The sequence below is a fragment of the Pseudooceanicola aquaeponti genome (genome assembly GCF_050897975.1).
Taxonomy (GTDB): domain Bacteria; phylum Pseudomonadota; class Alphaproteobacteria; order Rhodobacterales; family Rhodobacteraceae; genus Pseudooceanicola.
Genome location: NZ_JBPAXY010000006.1, coordinates 368,955 through 389,346, shown reverse-complemented (window position 1 = coordinate 389,346; position 20,392 = coordinate 368,955). Strand labels below are relative to the sequence as shown.

The window sequence follows — 20,392 nt, the reverse complement described above, 5'->3', positions numbered from 1 at the left end:
CGCGCCACAGGGGCGCCCGGCGCCCGCAGGGATGCGGCGGAAGTCGCGGAAGGCAAAGCGCTTTCGCCCCGGGCTGCCGCAGAATCGGGCGCCTGGCCTGCGACACCCCAGCGAAAGGGTGATGGCGTTAACGGGGCCACAAGACTTTGTGCTAGGCTTTTCGGACAACGGCGCGACCCTGCACCCTGCGACGGAGACAAAGCAGCATGATCCAGACCTTCGACTTCCCGCTCGCCCAGCCCGGCGGCGCGCCCGTGCAGATCAGCTTTACCCGCCTCGATCAGCTCGAGGATCTGCCAGATCAGCCCGGTCTTTACGTCCTTCTGGGGCGCGACCGCGCGGGCGCCCTGCACCCGCTGGTTTTCGGCCATGCCGACCGCCTGACCCGCCTGCCGCAAGGCGAAGAGTTCGCCCTGGCCCTGCGCGAGGGCCTTTACACCCAGGCCATTGCCCCCCTGCCCGACGGCGCCGACGGTCCGGCCCTGGCCTGCGCCCTGGGCGCGGCCCATGACGCGCCGATCAACACCCGCCGCGCGGCGCTGCGCGCGATCGAGGCCGCCCGGCTGAGCGTCACGCCCGCCGCGCCGCTGGCCGCCGAATAGGCGACCCGCGCGCGCAGAGGCAAGGAGGGGATGGCAGCGCGAGGTCATCGGACTTAGTGCGCCACGCCTGCGGCGACGCTTTCGTCGATGAAGCGGCCTTCGCGGAACCGCTCCAGGCCAAAGCCCTTGGCCAGCGGCCCGGGGGTGCCCTTGGCCATCATGTCGGCCATGGCCCAGCCGGACCCCGGAATGGCCTTGAAGCCGCCGGTGCCCCAGCCACAGTTGATGAAGCAGTTGCCAAGCGGCGTGGGAGAGATGATGGGCGAGCGGTCGCCGGTCATGTCCACGATGCCGCCCCACTGGCGCAGCATCTTCAGACGCGACACCATCGGGAAGGTCTCGATCAGGGCGCGGATGGTTTCCTCGATATGGTGGAACGACCCGCGCTGCGTGTAGTTCAGGAAACCGTCGGTGCCGCCGCCGATCACCATCTCGCCCTTGTCGGATTGCGACATGTAGCCGTGCACCGTGTTGGCCATCACGACCACGTCCATGCAGGGCTTGATCGGCTCGCTGACCAGCGCTTGCAGCGCCATCGACTCGACCGGCAGACGGAAGCCCGCCATTTCGGCCAGCACGCCCGAGTGGCCCGCCACCACGATCCCCAGCTTGTCACAGCCGATGGCGCCCTTGGTGGTTTCCACGCCGGTGACCTTGCCCCCCTCGGAGGTAACACCGGTCACTTCGCATTTCTGGATGATGTCCATGCCCATGTCGGAGCACGCCCGGGCATAGCCCCAGGCCACGGCATCGTGGCGCGCGGTGCCGCCCCGGGCCTGCCACAGGGCGCCCAGCACCGGATAGCGCGGCCCGTCGATGTTCATGATCGGGCACAGCTCTTTGACGCGCTTGGCGTCCACATATTCGGTTTCCACGCCCTGATAGGCGTTGGCCTGGGCGGTGCGTTTCCAGCCGCGCACCTCATGCTCGGACTGGGCCAGCATCAGCACGCCACGGGGGCTGAACATCACGTTGTAGTTCAGATCCTGGCTCAGGGTCTCGTAAAGCGACCGGGCCTTCTCGAAGATGGCCGCGCTGTCGTCCTCGAGGTAGTTCGAGCGGATGATGGTGGTGTTGCGGCCGGTGTTGCCGCCGCCCAGCCAGCCCTTTTCGATCACCGCCACATTGGTGATGCCAAAGTTCTTGCCCAGGTAATAGGCCGTGGCCAGACCGTGACCCCCGGCGCCGACGATGATCACGTCGTATTTCTTCTTCGGCACCGGAGAGGTCCAGGCGCGTTCCCAGCCGGTGTGATAACGGGCGGCTTCGCGGGCAATGGCAAAGGCGGAATAGCGTTTCATCGGCCTCTCGCAACTTTCATCTAAGGTGAATCGCAGAACAGGACCCCCGGGGGCACCTTTGAGCGACCCTAGTCCCTTCGGCAGGATAACCCCGCCATAATCCGCCGCAATACGCCACGCTTGCGACATGGGCGCACGTCGCAGCCGAAAGGGCCTTTTGCCCCGTGCCCGCCCGCGATAGACCCGGGGAAACCCCGCCGCATAGAAGGTGAAGACGATGCTTTTCTGGCTGTTCGCCCTGCTGATCTCTGCCGGCACCGTGCTTGTGCTGGTGCGCAAGACGGTGACCGGCCCGCGCGCCGAGGGCAGCGCCGCCGCCTATGACGTCGAGATCTACCGCGACCAGCTGGCCGAGGTGGACCGCGACCTGGCCCGGGGCGCCCTGCCCGAGGAAGAGGCCGCGCGGGTGCGCACCGAGGTGTCGCGCCGCCTGCTGGCCGCCGATGCCGCCGCGCGCCAGGGGCACGGCACCGCCCCCGGCCAGGGCCCGCGCCTCTGGGTGCCCCTGGGCGCGGCAGCAACGCTGGTGGTGGGGGCGCTTGCCCTTTACACCTTCGATCTGGGCGCGCCCGGCTATGGCGACATGCCCCGCGCGGCCCGCATCGTCGAGGCGCAACAGATGTTGCAGGACCTGCCCGCCCAGGCCGAGTTGGAGGCCACGGCCCGCCCCCTCGAGATGGAGTTTCCCCAACCCTCGGAAGAGTTCATCCAGCTGATGGAACAGCTGCGCACCGCCGTGGTCGAACGCCCCGAAGATCCGCGCGGCCAGCGCCTTCTGGCCCGCAACGAGGCCGCCCTGGGCAATTTCACCGCCGCCGCCCGCGCCCAGGAAGCGCTGCTGCGCCTTTCGGGCCCGGCGGCCAGCGGCCAGGACTATGCCGATTACGCCGATATGCTGATCCTCGCCGCCGGGGGCCAGATCTCGGCCGAGGCGGGCACGGCGCTGCAACAGGCCCTGCGGCTGGATCCGCGCAACGGCACCGCCAGCTATTACTCGGGCCTGCTGATGGCCCGCACCGGGCGGCCCGATATCGCCTTCCGCCTCTGGGACGGGCTGCTGCACAATTCGCCCGCCGATGCCCCCTGGGTGCCGCTGATCCGGGCGCAGATGCCCCGAGTGGCCAGCCTCGCGGGCGAGGATGACTATACCCTGCCCAGCCCTGCCGCACCGATGGCCCCGCTGGCGGGTCCCTCGCAGGAAGACATCGCCAATGCCGCCGAGCTGTCCGATGCCGACCGCCAGGAGATGGTGCGCGGCATGGTCGGGCGCCTCAGCGAGCGTCTGGCCAACGAGGGCGGCACGGCGCAGGAATGGGGGCGGCTGATCTCGTCCCTGGGGGTGCTGGGCGAGACCTCCCAGGCCCGCGCGATCTATGACGAGGCCCGCCAGGTCTTCGTCGCCGACCCCGAGGCCCTGGCCCTGCTGGCCGGGGCTGCCCGTGACGCGGGGGTGGTGCAATGATCTTCGAGGATATCGCCGAGTTCGCCGCCGCCCTGCCGCCGATGCAGGCGCTGGCCGGGCTGGATCTGGGGGACAAGACCATCGGCGTGGCCGTCTCTGACAGCTTCCTGTCGGTGGCCACCCCGCTAGAGACGATCCGGCGCAAGAAATTCGGCGTCGATGCCGAGGCCCTTCTGGCGATCATCGCCAAGCGTGGCCTGGGCGGTCTGGTGCTGGGCCTGCCGCGCAACATGGACGGGTCCGAGGGGCCGCGCTGTCAGTCGACCCGCGCCTTTGCCCGCAACCTGACCCGGTTGACCGATCTGCCGATCACCTTCTGGGACGAACGCCTGTCCACCGTCGCCGCCGAACGCGCCCTGCTGGAGGCCGACACCTCGCGCCGCCGCCGGGCCGAGGTGATCGACCACGTCGCCGCCTCTTACATCCTGCAAGGGGCGCTGGACCGGCTGCGCCACCTCAAGGCCGAGGGATGAGCACGGGCGACGATCCCCGGGGCCAGGCGGTCTGGCGGCGCGAGGCGGTCTCCTCCCCTTGCGTCAATATCTGCGTGATCCATCCCGAGGCGCGCCTGTGCACCGGCTGCCTGCGCTCGCTCGACGAGATCGCCGCCTGGTCGGGCCTGAGCGAAGACGAGCGGCGGCGCATCATGTCCGAACTGCCCGCCCGCGGCCCGCTGATCGGCAGCCGCCGGGGCGGACGCGCCGGGCGGCTGTCGCGCCGGGCGCGCGACGAGGACGGATAGACCCGGGGCAAGCGCCCGGCCTGAGAGCTTAGAGTGACAGTGGGACGGCCGGTCAGGCGGCGGCGGTGCTGCCGCGCGGCTCTTCCTGGACCAGCTCCACATGGGCGGCGGTCACCTGCCCCTCGCCGCCTTCGACGATGGCCACGACCTTGCCCCCCAGGGTGATCAGCGCGGCGCCGGGATGGCGGTCATCGGTGATGATGCCGACGCGGCCATTGCCCGCATCCTCGGGGCGGTATTCCAGCACGATCTGGTCGCGCGCCGGGTCGAAATCCTGGATCACCGGCGCGTTCAGGGGCGCACGCGTCGCGGTCTCGAAAGCGGCATCCAGCGACATGGCAGGCGCCTCCTCCGCTTCGTTCTCCAGCCCGGCATTGGCCTCGGCCACCAGCGAGCCCAGGGACGAGGCCCAGGCCTCTTCCAGCGGCGCCTCGAAGCCCTCGTCGGTCAGGTCCGGCTCGGTGGCCAGCACCGCGTCGACCTCGCCATCGGTGATGTCATGATCCCAGCTTTCGGGATGAGAGGCCGCAACCGGCGCGGCAGTCGGGAGGGCGTCCGGCTCCGGCCCCTCGGTCGTGTCCTGCGCCATCTCCGCCGACAGGCGCTGCGCCAGGGCCTCGGCCTCGTCCAGCGCCGCCTGGTCCTCTTCGCTGCGCGCCCCGAAGAACCGCATCCGGTCGCGCAGGCGGCGCCCCACGTCATGGCCGAAGATGCCCACCGGTTCCGCCTGCTCATCCGCATCCTGAAGGGCGGCACGCCGCGCCGCCGAAGAGCTTTCCTGCTCTCCCTGATACGAGGTGAAGGCCACGCCGATGGCGGCGAGCGCAACAACCGAAATGAGCTCCAACATGGCTTGATCCCTTTGCTGAGCCCTTTGTCGCAGGTGAATATGGCTGCCCTATGGCCAGCGGGGAAAAATCCACGTTTCGGAAACGATCTGAGAACGGGAAAATCATTGTCGCGCAAGATTGCTATAATCCATGACAATCCATCGGTAGAATTGCCCATATTTTCCCAGCTCTAGCGGTTACCCATCAGACCCCCGCAGCATGTTGCGGGGGCCCAGGCAGGAAAAAATGGCAAAAATGCGCCCTATTTCGTGGGTCAGAACAGGGTCGCGTGGGGATGGGCGAAAACCGGCCAGCACGCCTGCGGGACAGGCATCCGCGCCCCGGGGCGCCCCACCAGGGCCGCCCGTGCTTGCGGGCCACACCGCCGCCCCTAAGGTGGAGGCATCGCGCGCGCCGCGCCCCCTTGCCCCTGACCGGAGACCTGCCATGATCCGCCCTCTTGCCCTGTCCTGCGCCGCCCTTCTGGGCCTCGCCCAACCCGGTCTTGCCATGGAACGCCCCCTGACCCTGTCCGCGCCGGTGCAGGATATCGCCGCCACCCTGGAAACCCCCGACGGGGCCGAGGCGCCCGGCCCGGTCGTGCTGCTGCTGCACGGCTTCACCGGCACCCGCGACGAGCTGGCCATTCCCGGCACCGACGAAGGGGTCTTTTCCCGCACCGCGCGGTTGATGGCCGAGGCCGGGCTCTCCAGCCTGCGCATCGACTTTCGCGGCTCGGGCGACAGCACCGGCACCATGACCTACGCCGATACCACCTTCGAGGGGCAGGTCGCCGATGCCCAGACCGCCCTCGCTTGGCTGCAAGAGGCCGGGTACGGCCCCGTCTATCTGCTGGGCTGGAGCCAGGGCGGCCTGGTCGCCACCGGCACCGCCGGGCGCAGCGACGGGATCGCCGCGGTGGCCCTGTGGAACGCCGTGGCCGATCCGCTGCCCACCTATACCGGCCTGCTGGGCCAGGCGATGTTCGATGCCGCCGCCGCGGCCGAGGATCCCGATCAGCCGGTCACCACCGGCCTACCCTGGGGCGCCGAGGTGGCGTTGAAACCGGCCTTCTTCGAGGGCGTCCAGAGCTATGATCCGCTGGCCGAGATCGCCGCCTACCCGGGCCCGCTGCTGGTGGCCCAGGGCAGCCAGGACGTGCTGGTGGCGCCCGCCTCTGCCGACAGCCTGCTGGCGGCGCATGACGGGCCAGAGGTGAAATACACCGACGAGATGGACCACAGTTTCAACATCTTCACCGAAACGGCGGCGCTGGATGCGCTGATCGCCCGCACCATCGCCTTCTTCCAGGAGAACTGAGGCCCGCGCGGCGCGGCCTAGACCTGGGCGGCCTCCGGCGCGACCAGGGCCAGGGCCTGGGCCACCACTTCGGGGCCGGCGCCCGCGCGATGCCCCTGTTCCGACAGATGCCGCCGCCAGGCGCGGGCGCCGGGGCGGCCCTGGAACAGGCCCAGCATGTGGCGCGTCACCTGCGCCAGCTTGCCGCCCGCGCTGACATGGGCCTCGATATAGGGCAGCATGGCGCGCACCGCCTCTTCGGGCGTCAGGGCGGCGCCCTCCTCGCCATAGATCCGGCGGTCGGCCTGGCACAGGATGTTTGCGGGCTCGTGATAGGCGGCGCGGCCGATCATCACCCCGTCCATCCCCCGCGCCAGCAGATCCTCGGCCAGATCCAGCGAGGCGATACCGCCGTTGATCGACAGATGCAGATCGGGGAAGGCCGCGCGCATCCGCAGCACCAGGTCATAATCCAGCGGCGGGATATCGCGGTTTTCCTTCGGGCTGAGCCCCTGAAGCCAGGCCTTGCGGGCATGGATCGTCACCCGTCGCACCCCCGCCGCGCGGATCTTTTCCAGGAAGTCGGGCAGCACCTCTTCCGGCTCTTGATCATCCACGCCGATGCGGCATTTCACCGTCACCTCTGCGGGCTGCGCCTCGGCCATGGCGGCGACGCAGTCGGCCACCAGCTCGGGGTGCTTCATCAGCACCGCGCCGAAGGTGCCCGATTGCACCCGGTCCGAGGGGCAGCCGCAGTTCAGGTTGATCTCGTCATAACCCGCCTCGGCCCCCAGCCGGGCGGCCTGGGCCAGCTCTTCGGGCTCGGACCCGCCCAGTTGCAGGGCCACGGGGTGTTCCTCGGGGTTGTAGTCCAGAAGATGCAGCGCGCCGCCACGCACCAGCGCGGGCGCGGTGACCATCTCGGTGTAAAGCAGGGTGCGCGCCGAGAGCAGCCGATGCAGATAGCGGCAGTGCCGGTCGGTCCAGTCCATCATCGGGGCGACGGACAGGCGTGCGGCCAGCGCGACCTCTGAAATTTCTTTGACCTCAGTCACTTATGTCACCCCACACACAGACAGGATCCTTTCCTCGCCCTCGACCACTCCTGCGGTCAGCGCAAATGGCGGCGGAAGACCGGCGCGATAGCATATTGCGCGGCGGGCGTCATCCACCCTTACGCCAGGCGGGCCGCATTCCCACGGCGCCGTGATCGAGCGCGGGCCGCACGGCGCCGAGAGGGGCCTAGCGCAGGCCATCGCGGCGCGTCAGCACCAGCAGCAGGTAGGCGCCGCCGAGGCTGCCGGTGACCAGCCCGATGGGCATCACCAGGCCAAAGCTGGCCGCCTGGCTGATCAGGTCCGCCGCCAGCATCAGCACGGCCCCACAGAGCGCCCCGGTCACCATCGGCACGTCCGAGGAGCGCGACAGCGCCCGGGCGATCTGCGGTGTGGCCAGTGCGATGAAGGCGATCGGCCCCGCCGCGGCCGTGGCCAGCGAGGTCAGGCCAACGGCGGTGACAACGGTCAGGATGCGGGTCGTGGCGACCGGCAGGCCCAACTGGCGCGCCATGTCCTCGCCCATCTCCAGCACCGCCAGGCGGCGCGACAGGGCCACCAGCACCGGCGCGAAGAGCAAAAGGCCACTGCCCGCGATCCAGACATGACCCCAGTTGCGGGCGTTCAGCGAGCCCGCCAACCACAGCTGTGCCGACATCACCCGGTCCAGCGCGCCCTTGGCCAGAAGCAGGGTGTTCAGCCCGGTCAGCACCGCGCCGACGCCGATCCCGATCAGCACCAGCCGGTAACCGCCGCCCGCCCCGCCCCGGCCCGACAGGACCAGCACCGCCAGCGCCGTCAACATCCCCGTTGCCACTGCCGCGGCGGCGGTGTCGAAGGCCCCGGGGGTGCCGAAGACCAGCAGGGCAATGGCCCCGGTCGCGGCCCCGGAGGTGAAGCCGATCACATCCGGAGAGCCAAGCGCATTGCGCGAGATCGACTGAAAGGCCGCCCCCGCCATGCCAAGCGCCGCCCCGACGCATGCGGCGGTCAGCAGGCGCGGCAGACGCACATATTGCAGGATGCGGTTGGCGACCGGGTCCTCGCCACTGCCCGACAGGGCCGATAGGACTTGCGCCGGGGATAACTGCATCGTCCCGGTGCCCAGCAAGAGCAGCGCCAGACCAAGCGCCAGCGCCAGCGCTCCCAGCCCGACCGCCAGGGCGCGCGGGCGCCACAGCAGGCTGACGCCACCGACCCGCAGCAGGCGTTGCCCCCCCGGCGTCACAGCTGCACCAGGCGGTAGCGCCGCACCACATGCACGAAGAACGGCCCGCCGATCAGCGCCGCCACGATCCCGGCGGCCACCTCGCCCGGCATGGCGACGACCCGGCCCAGGATGTCGGCGGCCAGCAGCATGATCGCCCCCATCAGGGCCGACAGGGGCAGCACACTGCGGTTGGCGGGCCCGGCCAGCATCCGCGCCACATGGGGCGAGATCAGCCCGACAAAGGCGATGGGTCCGGCGGTGGCCGTGGCGGCGCCCGCCAGCAGCATCACCGCCAGGCAGGCCAGCGCCCAGATCCGGCGCGGATCCAGCCCCAGGGTGCGGCCCAGGTCCTGGCCCAGGGCCAGGGCATCCAGCGCGGGCGCCACGACCAGGCTGGCCGTGGCCCCCGCCAGCAGTGCCAGCGCCATGATGCCCGCCGCCCCGTAGCCGCGCCCGTCCAGGGCGCCGGTCTGCCAGTTGCGCAGGATGTCCAGCACCTCGAGCCCCGAGTTGAGCATCAGCAGGCTGCTCAGCGTGCCCAGAAGGATGGTCAGCCCGGCCCCGGCCAGGATCAGCCGTACCGGGTCGGTGCCGCTGTCATGGGCCCGGCCCAGCACGAAGACGGCAACACCGGCCAGACCGGCGCCGAGGAAGCCGAACCAGACATAGCCCGCAACCGAGGTCAGGCCAAAGGCCATGGTGCCCAGCACCACCGCCAGCGCCGCGCCCGCGTTCACCCCCAGAAGTCCGGGTTCCGCCAGCGGGTTGCGGGTCAGCGATTGCATCAGCGCCCCCGCCAGGCCCAGGGCGGCGCCCGCGCTGACCGCCAGCAGATCGCGCGGCAGCCGCAGGGCACGGACGATGACATGCAGATCGCTGCCCGGATCATAGGCCACCAGCGCGCGCCAGACCTCAACCGGCGGAATGGGGCGTGACCCGATGGCGAGGCCCAGCCCGAAGAGTAGCGCCAGCAGCGCCAGCCCTGCCAACGCCCCCGTTCTGACCCGTTGCACGCGCCCTGCCCCGGTCATTCGGCGAACTGCGCCGCGACCCTGTCGACCATCGCCCGCCCGGAATAGTAATCCATCCGGAAAGAGGTGGCCCCCAGCGGGTAGACCCGCCCGGCCTTCACCGCCGGCAGGTTGGCCAGCACCGGATCGTCCAGCACCGCCTGCACATCCTCCGGCTCTGCCGCCAGAAGAAAGATCGTATCGCCGCTGATCGCCGCCGAGAGGTTCTCATGCGAGACGAAGTCGAACTCGCGCGAGGCCTGGACCAGCCCCTGCGCCGCCTGCGGCACGCCGGTCACCTCAAAACCCATCTCGGCCAGGACGCGGGCCTGGGCGCCCTCGGGCTTGCTGACCCCGTAAGAGCCGTAGAAGTTGTAGGAAATGATGCTGACGCTGCCCTCGGGGTGGGTGATGGCGCGCCCTGCCGCCCGGGCATGGTCGGTGAAGGCCTGGGTAACGGCCCGGGCCTCGGCCTCTTGCCCGGTGGCGCGGCCCAGGGTCTGCGCCAGCGCCTCCCAGGGGTTGATGCCGTAGTTCAGCACCATGACCGGAAAGCCCATGGCCTCCAGCTCGGGCACGAACTCGACCGCGCTGTCGCCGCCGGTCTGCGAGACGACGATCAGGTCGGGATTGGCCAGGATCACCGCCTCGATGTCGAAGCTGAGGTCGGGATACAGCACCTCGACCCCGCGCCCATGGGCCACCTCGGCCCATTGGCGAAAGAAGCCCGCCTCGTCGGATAACCGGCTGCGGGTGGCGGCGGCGGTGGCGATCAGAGGCGCCTCGATGGCCAAGAGGGTGCCGGTCAGGCTGGGCGAGGTCGACACGATCCGCGCGGGCGGCGCGGCCAGGGTCAGCGTGCCTGTGGCGTGCTCGATCCGGCGCGGCCAGCCGTCGTCGGCGGCGGCCAGCGCGGGCAGCAGGGCAAGGGTCAGGGCGGCGAAGGTCTGTCTGAACATGCGTCTCACCTTCCGCTCAGATGTCGAGGTCGGCGTCGCTGAGGTTGTCGAGCCCCGCGCCACGCGCCTTCAGCGCCTCATAGGTGGCCAGGCGGTGGCGGTCGATTTCGGAACTGCTCATCCCCAGCTTCCAGTAGCCCATGATCTGCTGGCCCTCGCGGCCGATGCCCTGCTCGGCGCAGACGGCGCGGATCTCGCGCATGTCGCGCCGCTCTCCCGCGGCCCAGACCGTCCAGTTGCCATCGGTGATCGCCGCGCGGGCGGCGGCGGCCAGGGCGCCGGTGGTGCCGGCGGGCGCCTGGGCCGCGCGCGGCAGGTGGTGCAGGGTCACGCCTTTAGGGCGGGGCAGCTCGTCGAAGGCGGCGCGATCGGCGGTCTCGATCCAGGCCTCGGCGACCTCTCCCTCGGGCCAGGCATCAAGGATCGACAGCACGGCGGTAATGGCGGTTTCATCGGCCAGTATCGCCACCTTTTTCCCCGCCTCGAAGGCGGGCGAGAAATGCGGACGCGGCCCGATCATCAGCGCCGTGGTGCCGGGACGGGCGGCGCGCAGCCACAGCATCGCCGGGCTGTCGTCCTCGTGCATCACAAAGTCGATCTCGGCCTCGCAGGTCTGGGGATCGAAGCGGCGGATGGTATAGATGCGCGAGATCGGGCGATGCCCCTCGATCTCGGCCACCTCCAGCCGGACGGCGACGTTTGGCACGCTCCAGGCGGCGGGATCTTCGGTGTGGATGCGGATCGTCACCCGGGACACCGTGGGGAACGGGCGCTCGATCTTCAACACGGTCAGCTGCACCCGGGTCATGTCGCGCATGTGATCCTTGCCCGCCAGCGCATTGGTCCGGTCTTCGACAACTTCGTTTCGCAAATCTGCCATGGCGGCCTTTCTTCCGGGCGGAAAGGGGCCCGGTTCGCGTGGAGGTATGGAAATGATGGCTGGCTGCCGCAAAGCGAGGCGCGCGGCGTCGCTCAACGTGGCTGCAACCATATTGCAGAGCGCATTCCGCAATGCAATACGAGGTCCGACCGGCATCCAGGCCGGAGAAGCCACCGGAGACGGAGATGACCGACCGCCTGAGTGCCGAAGACCTGACGCTGCGCTATGAGGCGCGGGTGATCTCGGAAGGCCTGTCGCTGTCCATTCCCGATGGCGGCTTCAGCGTGATCGTCGGCCCCAATGCCTGCGGCAAGTCCACCCTGCTGCGCGCCCTGTCGCGCCTCTTGCCGCCCGAGGCGGGGCGCGTGATCCTGGACGGCAAGGCGATCAGCGAGGTGCCCTCGCGCGAGGTCGCCCGCCGTCTGGGCATGTTGCCGCAATCGCCCGTGGCCCCCGACGGCATCACCGTTTCGGATCTGGTGGCGCGCGGGCGCTTTCCGCATCAAAGCTTTCTGCGCCAGTGGTCCCCGGAGGATGAGCGCGCCACCCGCGACGCCCTGGCGCTGACCGGCACGCTGGATCTGGCGGAACGCCGCATGGCAGAGCTGTCGGGCGGGCAGCGTCAGCGGGTCTGGATCGCCATGGCCCTGGCCCAGGAAACGCCGATTCTGCTGCTGGATGAACCCACGACCTTCCTCGACATCGCGCATCAGATCGAGGTGCTGGAGCTTCTGTCGCGGCTGAACCGGCAGGGGCGCACGGTGGTGGCGGTGCTGCACGAGCTGAACCTGGCGATCCGCTATGCCAGCCACCTGATCGCCATGCGTGACGGCGCCGTGGTGGCCCGGGGCGCGCCCGAAGAGATCGTCACCGAGGCGCTGATCGAAAAGGTCTTCGCCCTGCCCGCCCGGGTCATGGCCGACCCCGAAACCGGCCGCCCGATGATCATTCCCCGCCGCCCGCCCGCAGGCTGAGCCCCCCCGTTCAGCCCAGCCAGGCCTGGCCGCCGGTGGCGCGATTGACCAGCCGGGCCACGTCTTGCAGCACCAGCCGGTCATCGGCGGCGCGCAGGCGGCCAAGGTCGGTCGTCGTGGTCACCACGCAGGCCAGCTGCCCTTGGGCATCCAGGATCGGCGCGGCCTGTCCGGTGACCTGCGACAGAAGGTGGTTGGTCAACTCGGCCCAGCCCGCCGCGCGGATGCGCTCGATCTCGGCCCGCGTCGGGGCCTCGCCGCGGAAATGATCCGGCTGCTGCCGCCGCGCCGCCTCGACCCGGGCCGGGGCAAGATAGCCCTGAAAGACCAGACCGCAGGCGGTGTTGTCCACGGGCAGCACATCCCCGAGGCCAAGCGGCGTGATCGAGAATTCGGCGCTGCGATACCAGCGCACCAGGGTCGGGCCACGCTCGGTCCAGATTGCCACGCCGCCGCTCATCGGGTGGGTTTCGGCCAGGATCTTCATCTGCGCCCCGGCCAGTTCCACCTCTTCCACCCGCCGCAGCGCCGCGATCCCAAGGCTCAGCGCCTCGGCGCCCAGCTCGTAGCGGCTGCTGGCCGGGTCCTGGCGCACCAGCCCCTCTTTCACCAGCGACTGCATGTAGCGATGCGCCGTCGACCGGCCCGTCTCGGCGCCGCGTGCCAGTTCGTTCAGCGGCATCGCCGTGTTCGAGCTGGCCAGCAGCCGCAGGAAGCGGGCGGCCATTGTGATGGACTGGATCGTGGCCGAGCGGCGCGGCTCGGCCCCCTCCTCGGCGGTATGATCGGCGAAGGCCTCTTGCATGGCTGGTCCCCTCCCGGCTGGCTGTCAGGTTGTGACCTTAATCCGACAGCCCGCCCCGGGTAAAGGTTTTCCACCGACATGCGTTTGACATACGGGATGCGTCATGCAATGCGAAACACATCATCGCGCCAGCCGGACCCCTCCAAGCCAGCCGTTTCCACGTAAGGACCCGGGGGTCAAAATGCACAGAACCAATCGCGCCCGGCTCGCGCGCCATGCGAGCTTCCTTTCCCTGACCATCGCCCTGGCGGCTGGCAGCGCCCAGGCCCAGACCGGCGCCGCGATCACCCTGGCGCCGATCACCGTGACCGGCGAAAAGGTCGATCGCGACATGATGGACACCGCCTCTTCCGTCGCCGTGCTGTCGGGCGAAGAGATCGAGGCCAAGGCCGGCAAGTCCGACGTGGCCTCTGTCATCGCGGGCACGCCCAACGTGATCTATACCGACAGCGTCAGCACGCCGATCATCCGCGGCCAGAACTCGGAAGGGCCGCACACCGGGGCCAACGCCTTCTTCGGCGGTACGGTGCCGCGCGCCACCGTCAACCTTGACGGTCACTACCTCGACTATAACGAGCTCTACTTCGGCGCGACCTCGGCCTGGGATCTGGACAGCGTCGAGGTGTTCCGCGGTCCGCAGACCACCTCGCAGGGGGCCAATGCCATCGGCGGGGCGATCATCGTCAACACAAACGCACCCACCTTCGAGCGCGAGGGCGCCTATCGACTGGAGTTCGGCAGCTACAACCAGCGCCGCAGCTCGCTGATGTGGAACACCCCCCTGGGCAGCGATTTCGCCGCCCGCGTCACGCTGGATTACAGCGCCCGGGACACCTTCATCGACTATGTCGAGCCCGGCTTCATCCAGAACGAGATCGGCGAGGATTTCGAGACCCTGAACGGCCGGGCCAAGCTTCTGTGGCAACCCTCGGAACTGCCGGGGCTGGAAATGCTGCTGACCTACAGCAACACCGACACCACCCGCCCCAGTGCCGAGGGCGCCTCGCCGCCCTATGACGATCTGGACACGATCACCACCATGATGCCCGGCTGGCACCAGCTGACCGATACGCTAGTCTGGGACACCACCTATGACTTCGCCAATGGCCTCACCCTGACCAACCAGATGCAGGGCTCGACACAGACCATCCACCGCCGCACCGGCGCGGCGGGTCGGGGCGATGCCGACATCAGCCGCGACAGCTGGAGCAATGAGACCAAGCTGACCTTCGGCCAGACCGGCGACCTGGTCAGCGGTGTCGCGGGCCTCTACTACGCCCATGTCACCCAGGACGACTGGCTGGACCAGGGCGGCGTGTCGACCTTCGACGACGACAAGAAAAACCTGGGTGTCTATGGCGAGGTCAGCTGGCGCCTGGCCGACCGCTGGACCCTGACCGGCGGGCTGCGCTACCAGCGCGATGAGGTCAGCCGCAGCGGCGAGGTCTCGCCGCTGTTCGCCAACAGCGACCTGGACTATTCCGAGACCTTCGAAGAGCTGCTGCCCAAGGTGACCCTGGCCTATGAGGTCAGCCCCGAGCTGACCATCGGCGGCCTGATCTCGAAGGGCTACAACCCGGGCGGCGTCTCGCTCGACTTCACCGGATCGAACGACTGGACGGAATACGATGCCGAAACCGTCTGGAACTACGAGCTCTTCGCCCGCGCCAGCCTGATGGACGGCCGCCTGCATCTGAACGGCAACCTGTTCTACATGGACTACCGCGATGCGCAGAACTCGATCACCCAGATCGTGAACGGGGTCGCCAATATCCACACCATCAACGCCGACGAGGCCGAGGCCTACGGGCTGGAGATCTCGGCCACCTACCAGCCGAACGAGGATCTGCGCCTGAACGCCGGGCTGGGCCTGCTGCACAGCGAGGTGACGAAATTCGCCGCCGCCCCGGAGTATACCGGCAACGCCTTTGCCCGCGCGCCGGGCGGCATGGTCAGCCTGGGGGTCGACTGGCAGGCGACCGAGGCCCTGACGATCGGCGGCCAGGCCCGCTTTGTCGGGGGCTACGAGTCCGACATCGGCAATACCGACAGCTACGAGATCGACAGCTACAGCCTGGTCGACCTCAACGCCAGCTATGCGCTGTCGGGCGGGCTGGAACTCTACGGCTACGTCAACAACCTGTTCGACGAACGCGCGCCGGTGCTGAAACAGGCCGCCCGGGGCAGCGCCGCGCCCTTCACCCAGGCCAGCATGACCGCCCCGCGGATGATCGGCCTGGGCCTGCGCGGTCAGTTCTGAGCGACGCCCAGACGACCAGAAAACCGGGCCGGCCTGTCAGGGGCCGGCCCTTCGCGATCAGCAAGGATCCCTGCGATGAAACTGCGTGACACCCTGTGCATTGGCATGTCCCTGGCCCCCACCTGGCTGCGCGATGAAGGCTGGCGGCGACCCGACAGCGGGATCGAGGGGTTGTTCTCGGCCGAGTTCGCCCTGGACATCGCGCGCCGGGCCGAGGCCGCACATCTCGATTTCGTCTTCCGCCCCGATACCCACAGCCTGCCGGTGCCGGTGATGGAAACCTCCTTCGGCTTCGCCAGCCTGGATTCGGTGCTGATGATGGCGGCGCTGGTGCAGGGCACCTCGCGCATCGGGCTGGTGCCGACCATCTCGACCACCTTCGGCCACCCCTACCCGACCGCCCGGCAGCTGATGTCGCTGCACTGGATGAGCGAGGGGCGCGCCGGGTGCAACATCGTCACCGCCTTGCAGGGGCAGCAGAACTTCGGCCTGACCGAGATGCCCAGCTCGGCAGAGCGCTATGCCCGGGCCGCCGAATTCGTCGCGGCGATGCAGGCCCTGTGGCAAAGTTTTCCGGCCGAGGCCCTGCGCATCGACCGCGCAGCGGGACAGTTCGCCGACACCGCCCTGATCCGCCCCGCCGACCACCATGGCGCGGCCTTCGACATCGAGGGGCCGCTGAACATTCCCGCCTTTCCCGGCCCCCATATCCCGATGATGCAGGCCGGGGCCTCGGCAGGCGGGGTCGCCCTGGCCGGGCAGATGGCGGAGATGGTCTTTGCCCAGGCCCTGACCCTGCAAGATGCCCTCGCCGCCCGTCAGGCCCTGTCGCGGGCGGCCGAGGCCGCCGGGCGGGCACCCCGGGACGTGCGCCTGCTGCCGGGGCTCAGCCTTTACCTGGCCGACAGTCGCGCCGAGGCGCGCGATCTTTTCGAGGCCAATCATGCCCGGGTCGACCGCCCCGCCCGGCTGGCCCGGCTGCGCGAGGCGACGGGCCTCGACCTGGCCACCTGGCCCGGCGACCACCCGGTGCGCGCCGCCGATCTGCCCGCCGTGCCGCCGCCCTCGCGCTTTCCCTCCTACGGGGCGCTGCTGCGCGCGCTGATCGCGCAGGAGGAACTGACGGTGGACAGCCTTCTGGCGCGGCCCGAACTGCTGGCCTCGGTGCACTGGCAGATCATCGGCACGGTCGAGGATGCGGCCCGGACCATCTCGCACTGGTTCGAGGCCGGAGCGATCGACGGCTTCGTGGCGGTGCCCGGGGGCGCCCCCCGCTCGATGCATCTGACGCTTGAACAGCTGGTGCCGCGCCTGGCCGAGGCGGGCCTCTTCCGGCGGCGCTACACCTCCGACACCCTGGCCGGGCACCTGAACGAGGGCTGAGGCCAGACCTTGGCGCCTGCCCGCTGGCGCCCCCCGTCTGGCGGCCCTGCCAAGGCGCCCAGACCGATCCTCCGCTTGGCGGCCCCGGCCCGGGGTTCTAGACTGCGCCGGATGGGACACGTGACTTCGCTCTTTGCGCGCAAGATGGTCGCCGCCGCGGGCGACGGGGTCGATGCGGATGCGCTGCTGGCCCTGGTCGGCCTCGACCCGGCCGCCCCCTGGGATCCGGCGCAGATGGTACCCGCCGAGCGCTATTACGACATGCTGGAACGGATCGCCCGGCAGATCGACGGGACCGACCTGCCCCTGCGCACCGGCGCCTCGATGCGGCTGGACGACTACGGCGCCCTTGGCCTGGCCTTCAAGGCGGCCACCACCCTGGGAGCCGCGCACGCGCGGGTGGAACGCTATGCCCGGCTGTGGACCAGCGTGGTGGAATACGAATGCCGCCCGGCCCGGGGCGGCACCCTCTTCATCCTGCACCGGGCGGGCGACCGGCGCCTGGGGATGCGGCTGTCGAACGAGGCGACCCTGGCCAGCGCCCTGGCCCTGGCGCGCGAGGTCTGCCAAGAGCCCCTGTCGCCGGTCGAGGTGCACCTGCGCCACCCCGCCCCGCGCAGCACCACGGCCCATGAAGACTGGTTCGGCTGCCCCGTGCGGTTCGACGCCGATCTCGACGCGATCCTCTATGACGACGCCGCCATGGCGAGACCCAATATCCTGGGCGACGCGGGGCTCTCTGGCTACCTCGCCGGGCATCTCGAGGCCGATCTGACGGCCCTGACCCGCGATCCGGCCCTGGTGGCCGAGGCCCGGGCCGCCATCGCCCAGGCGCTGAGCGAGGGGGTGCCCAAGGTCGCCGACATCGCCCGCGGTCTGGGGCTCAGCGCGCGCTCTCTGCACCGGCGCCTGGCCGATCACGGGCTGAATTTCCAGACCCTGACCGAGGACACCCGCAGGGAACTGGCCCAGGGGCTGCTGAAGGACCGGCGTCATTCCCTGGCGGAAATCGCCTTCCTGACCGGCTTTTCCGAGCAAAGCGCCTTCACCCGCGCCTTCAAACGCTGGGTCGGCACCACCCCCGCCAGCTATCGCCGGGACATGGCCCCAGCGGCCCGGGGCTGAGACGCCGCCCCGAGGCGGCGGCGGGCACGCCCTGGCGGCAACGGTCAAAAGCCTGGCCGGATCGGTCAAGACCGCCCCGCCCGCCCCCGCCTATGCCCGGGCTGCACCGGCAGGCGCCCCGGCCTGCCCCCCTTCCCGACAAAGGACCCCGAAATGCCCCCGACCCTCTTCGAGAAATCCGCCCTTGGCCTTGCTGGCCTCGTGGCCCTCTTCATCGGCGCCTCTATCCTGATCGCGCCGCAGGACTTCTACGCCGGCTACGGCATCCCCCTCGGCCCCGACCCCAGCCTGCTGAGCGAGATGCGCGCCCCCGCCGCGGCCCTGGCGGGCTTCGGCCTGCTGATGCTGCTGGGTCTGTGGCGCCGGGCGCTGCTGCCCACCTCCATGGCCACGGCGCTGGTGGTCTTTCTGGCCTTTCCCGCCGGGCGGCTGGTCGGGCTGGCGGTCGATGGCCTGCCCTCTGGCCCCGTCATCGGCGCCCTTGTTGCCGAGCTGATCCTGGCCGCGCTTTGCCTCGCGGCCTTCCGGCGGCGGCTCTGGTCCGACCCGGCGGCGCGCGCGCCCCTGTCGCATCCCGCACGCTAGGCCCCCCGGCGCCCCCCCCTTTGGCCCCGCATGGATCAAGGGCGATCCCCACTGGCAAGCAGCCCCGCAAGGGGTTGTCTTGCGCCATGGTCTCAGGAAAATCACTCGGCGCCGATTCTGCACCGGCGCGGCCGGGGCGCGGTATTGGCCCCAAAGACATTGAGCCGAGTTGATCCGAGGAGACAGCCGCATGGCCGAACAGACCATGGCCGCCGGTTTCGCCACCGCCTTTCTGGACTATGCGGTCGAACAGGGCGCACCCCGCGCGCCGCTGATGGCCGCCGCCCGGCTGAGCGATGCGGATCTGGCCGATCAGGACAACCGCATTCCCGTCACCGCCTATCAGACCCTGATCGGCGCCGGGATCGAGGCCACGGGCGACACCTCGCTGTTGCTGCGCCATGTGCTGGAAACCCGGCTTGAAACGATGTCGATCGTCGGCCAGATCGTCCATGCCTCGACCTCTTTCCCGCACAGCCTGGAGCAGCTGAACCGTTATGCCCGGCTGATGGCCGACGTGCCGCTGGCGGCGGGGCGCGACCGGTTCGAACTGCTGCACGAGGGCGAGGCGGTCTGGCTGGTGGATCACCGCCCCGCCGATGGCGACTGGATGTCGACCGAGGCGGGCTTTGCCCGTTTCATCTCGGAATTCCGCCGCTCGGCCCCGGAGTATCCGTTCGAACTGGCGCTGGATGTCACCTATGCGCCGCCGCCCCATGCCAACCGCTACCCCGAGCTGTTCCGGGTGCCGGTGACCTTCCGCGCCGCGCGCAATGCGCTGCGGATCAACCCGGTCTGGCTGCAAGAGGCCTTCGACGGCGGCAAGGACTACGTCTTCGGGGTCTTCACTCGCCATGCGGACAGCCTGTTGGAGGAACTGGCCAGCAACGACAGCATCCGCGCCGCGGTCGAGGCCCGGATGCTGGCCGATCTGCACAAGGGCACCCTGTCGATGGACCGCATCGCCCGCGACCTGGGCGTCAGCCGCCAGACCCTCTATCGCCGCCTGAAGGACGAGGGCGTGACCTTCGCCCAGGTCCATGACGAGCTGCGCCACCGGATGGCGATGGATTACCTCAGCGCCCGCAAGGTCTCGGTCGGTGAAACCGCCTATCTGCTGGGCTTTTCCGAGGCCTCGGCCTTCGTGCGCGCCTTCCGGCGCTGGACCGGGGCCAGCCCGACCGCCTGGCTGGCCGATTGAGGCCCGAGGTCAAAAGGCTGATCGCTGCGGTCATGCCGCCGCCCGGCGCGACCGGCTAGACCCTCTTTCGGACAGGCCTGCCACCGAAGGAGAGACCTCATGCCAACCCTGACCCTTTCCGCGCCCCATCCGGACCAGCCCGCCGGGGCCGGGCACAGCCGCATGGGGGCGCTGCATTGCCTGCTGACCGGCGGGGACGCCCCGGCCCAGGGGCAGACACCCGCGCGCGCCGTCCCCCCTCGCCCGGTCCGGCCGCGCAGACCGGCGCGCGCCCTGTCGCTGCGGCTGAGGCTTTGGTCGCGGAGGGGCGGCGCATGAGCCAGACCCTTGCCCTCGCCTACGCGGCGCTGGCCTGCCTGCCGGTGCTGATGCATCTGGCCCTCGCCGCCGGGGCCCCGCTGGGCCGCTGGACGGTGGGCGGCCGCTTTGCGCACCAGCTGCCGCCCGCCTGGCGGGCTCTGGCGCTGGTCCAGGCGGCTCTGCTGCTGACCATGGCCGGGGCGGTGCTGAGCCGGGCGGAACTGATCACCGGCCCCGCCGCGGTGCCGCTGGCGCTGCTCTTCTGGCCCGCCGTGGTGCTGACCCTGCTGTCGCTCGCGGCCAATGCCGCCAGCCCCTCGCGCCCCGAGCGCCTGTTGTGGACCCCCGTCCTCGCCCTGATGGCCGCCGCCGCCCTTGGCGTCGGTCTGGCCTGAACAGCGGAGGGACG

General features: G+C 70.0%; 20 protein-coding genes. 12 read left to right on the top strand and 8 right to left on the bottom strand.

All coding sequences use genetic code 11. The annotated features are described in order from the left end of the window. Nucleotides 1-206 precede the first annotated feature (206 nt). A complete protein-coding gene (locus ACRARE_RS16815; protein WP_432657613.1) occupies nt 207-602 on the top strand; it encodes a hypothetical protein in 396 nt (131 codons plus the stop codon). Nucleotides 603-655: 53 nt separating this feature from the next. On the opposite strand, the gene ACRARE_RS16810 is transcribed toward ACRARE_RS16815, so the two are convergent. Next, a complete protein-coding gene (locus tag ACRARE_RS16810; protein WP_432657612.1) occupies nt 656-1,903 on the bottom strand; it encodes a sarcosine oxidase subunit beta family protein in 1,248 nt (415 codons plus the stop codon). A gap of 217 nt (nt 1,904-2,120) precedes the next feature. On the opposite strand from ACRARE_RS16810, the gene ccmI reads away from it, so the two are divergent. From ccmI to ACRARE_RS16795, 3 genes are read left to right on the top strand one after another with little or no spacing between them, the layout of a single operon-like run. Next, a complete protein-coding gene (gene ccmI / locus ACRARE_RS16805; protein ID WP_432657611.1) occupies nt 2,121-3,365 on the top strand; it encodes a c-type cytochrome biogenesis protein CcmI in 1,245 nt (414 codons plus the stop codon). Next, nucleotides 3,362-3,838, top strand: coding sequence for a Holliday junction resolvase RuvX (gene ruvX, locus ACRARE_RS16800; protein WP_432657610.1), 477 nt, complete (start codon nt 3,362-3,364; stop codon nt 3,836-3,838). Before ccmI ends, ruvX begins: the two co-directional genes overlap by 4 nt. Beyond that, complete coding sequence (locus ACRARE_RS16795; RefSeq protein ID WP_432657609.1) at nt 3,835-4,107, top strand: DUF1289 domain-containing protein; 273 nt, start codon at nt 3,835-3,837, stop codon at nt 4,105-4,107. The genes ruvX and ACRARE_RS16795 overlap by 4 nt, the downstream gene beginning before the upstream one ends. A gap of 52 nt (nt 4,108-4,159) precedes the next feature. Here the strand turns inward: ACRARE_RS16795 and ACRARE_RS16790 are convergent, their stop codons facing one another. Then, nucleotides 4,160-4,957: a hypothetical protein gene (locus tag ACRARE_RS16790; protein ID WP_432657608.1), complete on the bottom strand. Its 798-nt coding sequence runs from the start codon at nt 4,955-4,957 to the stop codon at nt 4,160-4,162. A 427-nt stretch (nt 4,958-5,384) separates the two neighbouring features. Between ACRARE_RS16790 and ACRARE_RS16785 the strand changes: the two genes are divergently transcribed. Continuing rightward, nucleotides 5,385-6,257, top strand: coding sequence for an alpha/beta hydrolase family protein (locus tag ACRARE_RS16785; RefSeq protein WP_432657607.1), 873 nt, complete (start codon nt 5,385-5,387; stop codon nt 6,255-6,257). Nucleotides 6,258-6,274: 17 nt separating this feature from the next. On the opposite strand, the gene dusA is transcribed toward ACRARE_RS16785, so the two are convergent. The 5 genes from dusA to ACRARE_RS16760 all read right to left on the bottom strand — a co-directional run bounded on the left by dusA (nt 6,275) and on the right by ACRARE_RS16760 (nt 11,350). Continuing rightward, nucleotides 6,275-7,291 (bottom strand): tRNA dihydrouridine(20/20a) synthase DusA, encoded by a 1,017-nt coding sequence (gene dusA / locus ACRARE_RS16780; RefSeq protein ID WP_432657606.1) that lies wholly within the window; start codon nt 7,289-7,291, stop codon nt 6,275-6,277. A 187-nt stretch (nt 7,292-7,478) separates the two neighbouring features. Beyond that, entirely contained in the window at nt 7,479-8,519 is a 1,041-nt protein-coding gene (locus ACRARE_RS16775) for a FecCD family ABC transporter permease (RefSeq protein ID WP_432657605.1), read from the bottom strand. Then, the gene (locus tag ACRARE_RS16770; RefSeq protein ID WP_432657604.1) at nt 8,516-9,514 is read right to left on the bottom strand and encodes a FecCD family ABC transporter permease; all 999 of its coding nucleotides are present in this window, start codon (nt 9,512-9,514) and stop codon (nt 8,516-8,518) included. The genes ACRARE_RS16775 and ACRARE_RS16770 overlap by 4 nt, the downstream gene beginning before the upstream one ends. A 14-nt stretch (nt 9,515-9,528) precedes the next feature. Further along, nucleotides 9,529-10,470, bottom strand: a complete 942-nt coding sequence (fepB, locus tag ACRARE_RS16765) for a Fe2+-enterobactin ABC transporter substrate-binding protein (protein WP_432657603.1) — start codon at nt 10,468-10,470, stop codon at nt 9,529-9,531. 16 nt (nt 10,471-10,486) lie between these two features. Next, nucleotides 10,487-11,350, bottom strand: coding sequence for a siderophore-interacting protein (locus ACRARE_RS16760; protein ID WP_432657602.1), 864 nt, complete (start codon nt 11,348-11,350; stop codon nt 10,487-10,489). Nucleotides 11,351-11,535: 185 nt separating this feature from the next. On the opposite strand from ACRARE_RS16760, the gene ACRARE_RS16755 reads away from it, so the two are divergent. After that, on the top strand, nt 11,536-12,324 hold the full coding sequence (locus ACRARE_RS16755) for an ABC transporter ATP-binding protein (protein WP_432657601.1): 789 nt from the start codon (nt 11,536-11,538) through the stop codon (nt 12,322-12,324). A gap of 10 nt (nt 12,325-12,334) precedes the next feature. On the opposite strand, the gene ACRARE_RS16750 is transcribed toward ACRARE_RS16755, so the two are convergent. Next, nucleotides 12,335-13,129 carry an IclR family transcriptional regulator gene (locus ACRARE_RS16750; protein WP_432657600.1) on the bottom strand — a complete coding sequence of 265 codons (795 nt, stop codon included), beginning with the start codon at nt 13,127-13,129 and terminating at the stop codon, nt 12,335-12,337. A gap of 181 nt (nt 13,130-13,310) precedes the next feature. On the opposite strand from ACRARE_RS16750, the gene ACRARE_RS16745 reads away from it, so the two are divergent. The 6 genes from ACRARE_RS16745 to ACRARE_RS16720 all read left to right on the top strand — a co-directional run bounded on the left by ACRARE_RS16745 (nt 13,311) and on the right by ACRARE_RS16720 (nt 20,378). Next, nucleotides 13,311-15,389 carry a TonB-dependent receptor gene (locus ACRARE_RS16745; RefSeq protein ID WP_432657599.1) on the top strand — a complete coding sequence of 693 codons (2,079 nt, stop codon included), beginning with the start codon at nt 13,311-13,313 and terminating at the stop codon, nt 15,387-15,389. Between the two features lie 75 nt (nt 15,390-15,464). Continuing rightward, on the top strand, nt 15,465-16,772 hold the full coding sequence (locus tag ACRARE_RS16740; RefSeq protein WP_432657598.1) for an NtaA/DmoA family FMN-dependent monooxygenase: 1,308 nt from the start codon (nt 15,465-15,467) through the stop codon (nt 16,770-16,772). Nucleotides 16,773-16,883: 111 nt separating this feature from the next. After that, a complete protein-coding gene (locus tag ACRARE_RS16735; protein ID WP_432657597.1) occupies nt 16,884-17,897 on the top strand; it encodes an AraC family transcriptional regulator in 1,014 nt (337 codons plus the stop codon). A gap of 153 nt (nt 17,898-18,050) precedes the next feature. After that, on the top strand, nt 18,051-18,482 hold the full coding sequence (locus tag ACRARE_RS16730) for a DUF4345 domain-containing protein (RefSeq protein WP_432657596.1): 432 nt from the start codon (nt 18,051-18,053) through the stop codon (nt 18,480-18,482). A gap of 190 nt (nt 18,483-18,672) precedes the next feature. Further along, nucleotides 18,673-19,683, top strand: a complete 1,011-nt coding sequence (locus ACRARE_RS16725) for an AraC family transcriptional regulator (RefSeq protein ID WP_432657595.1) — start codon at nt 18,673-18,675, stop codon at nt 19,681-19,683. A 314-nt stretch (nt 19,684-19,997) separates the two neighbouring features. Beyond that, nucleotides 19,998-20,378 (top strand): hypothetical protein, encoded by a 381-nt coding sequence (locus ACRARE_RS16720; RefSeq protein ID WP_432657594.1) that lies wholly within the window; start codon nt 19,998-20,000, stop codon nt 20,376-20,378. Nucleotides 20,379-20,392: the final 14 nt, after the last annotated feature.

Coding starts and splice junctions, on each gene's coding strand:
- ACRARE_RS16815 (WP_432657613.1), top strand. CDS start 207: ATGATCCAGACCTTCGACTTCCCGCTCGCCCAGCCCGGCGGCGCGCCC.
- ACRARE_RS16810 (WP_432657612.1), bottom strand. CDS start 1,903: ATGAAACGCTATTCCGCCTTTGCCATTGCCCGCGAAGCCGCCCGTTAT.
- ccmI (WP_432657611.1), top strand. CDS start 2,121: ATGCTTTTCTGGCTGTTCGCCCTGCTGATCTCTGCCGGCACCGTGCTT.
- ruvX (WP_432657610.1), top strand. CDS start 3,362: ATGATCTTCGAGGATATCGCCGAGTTCGCCGCCGCCCTGCCGCCGATG.
- ACRARE_RS16795 (WP_432657609.1), top strand. CDS start 3,835: ATGAGCACGGGCGACGATCCCCGGGGCCAGGCGGTCTGGCGGCGCGAG.
- ACRARE_RS16790 (WP_432657608.1), bottom strand. CDS start 4,957: ATGTTGGAGCTCATTTCGGTTGTTGCGCTCGCCGCCATCGGCGTGGCC.
- ACRARE_RS16785 (WP_432657607.1), top strand. CDS start 5,385: ATGATCCGCCCTCTTGCCCTGTCCTGCGCCGCCCTTCTGGGCCTCGCC.
- fepB (WP_432657603.1), bottom strand. CDS start 10,470: ATGTTCAGACAGACCTTCGCCGCCCTGACCCTTGCCCTGCTGCCCGCG.
- ACRARE_RS16760 (WP_432657602.1), bottom strand. CDS start 11,350: ATGGCAGATTTGCGAAACGAAGTTGTCGAAGACCGGACCAATGCGCTG.
- ACRARE_RS16755 (WP_432657601.1), top strand. CDS start 11,536: ATGACCGACCGCCTGAGTGCCGAAGACCTGACGCTGCGCTATGAGGCG.
- ACRARE_RS16750 (WP_432657600.1), bottom strand. CDS start 13,129: ATGCAAGAGGCCTTCGCCGATCATACCGCCGAGGAGGGGGCCGAGCCG.
- ACRARE_RS16745 (WP_432657599.1), top strand. CDS start 13,311: ATGCACAGAACCAATCGCGCCCGGCTCGCGCGCCATGCGAGCTTCCTT.
- ACRARE_RS16740 (WP_432657598.1), top strand. CDS start 15,465: ATGAAACTGCGTGACACCCTGTGCATTGGCATGTCCCTGGCCCCCACC.
- ACRARE_RS16735 (WP_432657597.1), top strand. CDS start 16,884: ATGGGACACGTGACTTCGCTCTTTGCGCGCAAGATGGTCGCCGCCGCG.
- ACRARE_RS16730 (WP_432657596.1), top strand. CDS start 18,051: ATGCCCCCGACCCTCTTCGAGAAATCCGCCCTTGGCCTTGCTGGCCTC.
- ACRARE_RS16725 (WP_432657595.1), top strand. CDS start 18,673: ATGGCCGAACAGACCATGGCCGCCGGTTTCGCCACCGCCTTTCTGGAC.
- ACRARE_RS16720 (WP_432657594.1), top strand. CDS start 19,998: ATGAGCCAGACCCTTGCCCTCGCCTACGCGGCGCTGGCCTGCCTGCCG.